The organism is Actinosynnema sp. NPDC023658 (genome assembly GCF_040639995.1).
In the GTDB taxonomy this organism is placed as follows: domain Bacteria; phylum Actinomycetota; class Actinomycetes; order Mycobacteriales; family Pseudonocardiaceae; genus Actinosynnema.
Genome location: NZ_JBFAAX010001072.1, coordinates 1 through 1,810 on the forward strand (window position 1 = coordinate 1; position 1,810 = coordinate 1,810).

A 1,810-nucleotide genomic window follows, 5' to 3' on the forward strand; every position below is an offset into this window, starting at 1 on the left:
GTGCCCGGTCCTCATCCCGTCGCAGTGAGGGGTGAGCGGGGTCCTGCTCCCGCCGCCGGACCGGCTGGTCCCCCTGGGTTCAAACGGTCCGCCGGCGGGTATGCCGCGATCCGGATGACGTGGCTCGACGATGGGCGGGGGTGCTGTGGATGGCCTCGGGTGCGTCGATGGCGGACGAGTTGGCCGGGGTGTTCGCCCGCGTGTCGGGTCTGCTGCTGACACCGGAGACGGTGAACACGGCGCTGAAGTTGATCACCGCGCTGGCCAGGCAGACCGTCCCGGGCACGGCGGGCTCCGGCATCACGCTGATGGACCAGCGGGGTGAGCGGGTCACCGCGGCGGCGACCGACGCGATCGTGGAGCGGGCCGACGCGCTGCAGTACCACCTCGGCCGCGGTCCGTGCCTGAAGGCCTGGGAGGACCGGGTGGTCGTGCGGGTCGACGACCTGGCCCGGGACGACCGGTGGCCGGACTGGGGCAGGCCGACGGCCGAGCTGGGCCTGCGGTCCTCGCTCAGCGCGCCGCTCGTCGCGGGCTCCCGGGCGTTGGGGGCGATGAAGGTCTACGCGCTGGAACCGCGTGCTTACGGTCCGCGCGAGGAGCAGGTGCTCACGCTGTTCGCCTCCCAGGCGGCGGTGATGCTGGCCAACCTGCGCACCGCACAGGACGCCGAGCGGGTCAGCGACCGGCTGAAGGACGGCCTGCGCGAGCGGGAGGTCATCAGCCTGGCCAAGGGCATCATCATGGCCCGCGACGGGGTGGACGAGCGGGCCGCGTTCCTGTCGCTGGCCGACGTGGCGGGGCGGCAGCGCACGACGTTGCGACAAGCCGCCGAACGGCTGGCCCAGTCGACCGTGCAACGCCGCCGCTGACGCCGTGGACCAGCACAGCCGCGCGAGCGAGCAGCAGCGCACCCTGACCCTGGCGTTCAAGCGGGCCGGCCTGACGGTCGAGGAGTTGTGGGTGCGGTACTTCGGGCTGGGCGGCGACGCCGGTCCGATCGACATCGACGCCTACGTCCACGGCCTCGCCGGTCTCGACCCGTTCCAGCGCGACATCCTGGCCCACGCGGTCAACGAGCGCCTCGACGAGATCACCCCGGCCCACCGCGCTGCCTACAGCCGCCCCTTCCGGGAGAGCCGGCCCAACAGCCAGCCCCTCGCCGCGCTGGTCCGGTTGTTGGAGGGCACCCACCTCGCGCCGCCGGAGCGGCTGCGGGCCGTGGCGGAGGCCGCGGGCGAGGCCCTGGGCGTCCGCATCACCGTCTACCTGGCCGACTACGACCAGCGCCGCCTGCACCCGCTGCCCCGCCCCGCCGGCTCGTTCGGCGCGGTCGAGCGCGGCGACCACGACCAGTCCGGCCACCACCGGACCACCCGCGACCGCGCCGAACGGGAACGCTCCGACCGGGAACGCTCCGAGCGCGAGCGGGACGATCCCGAGCGCAAGCCCCTGGAGGTCGACACGACGCTGGCCGGAAGGGCGTTCCGGCACGTCCAGACGCTGCCCGCCGTGCCGCCCGGACGTCCCCGGCTGTGGGTGCCGCTGCTCGACGGGGCCGAGCGCCTCGGCGTGCTCGAAGTCGAGGTGACCGACACCGAGGACCTCTACGACCCCGGTCTGCGCACGCAGTGCCGCTGGCTGTCCACGCTGCTCGGGCACATGGTCACGCTGCTGACCCAGCACGGCGACGCGCTCGACCGGGTGCGGCTGAACACGCCCCGCACGGTCGACGGCGAGCTGATCTGGTCGTTGCTGCCGCCGCTCACCGCGGGGGTGGACCGCTTCGTCGTCACCGGCGTGGTGGAGC

The 1,810-nt window shown here is 73.9% G+C and carries 1 protein-coding gene and 1 pseudogene; both read left to right on the plus strand.

Annotated elements, in window-relative coordinates:
* Positions 1–149 precede the first annotated feature (149 nt).
* A complete protein-coding gene (locus AB0G02_RS38180; protein WP_360804780.1) occupies positions 150–872 on the plus strand; it encodes a GAF and ANTAR domain-containing protein in 723 nt (240 codons plus the stop codon).
* A 4-nt stretch (positions 873–876) separates the two neighbouring features.
* Positions 877–1,810 (plus strand): annotated as a pseudogene (locus tag AB0G02_RS38185) (hypothetical protein); the annotation flags it as partial.

Coding starts and splice junctions, on each gene's coding strand:
- AB0G02_RS38180 (WP_360804780.1), top strand. CDS start 150: ATGGCCTCGGGTGCGTCGATGGCGGACGAGTTGGCCGGGGTGTTCGCC.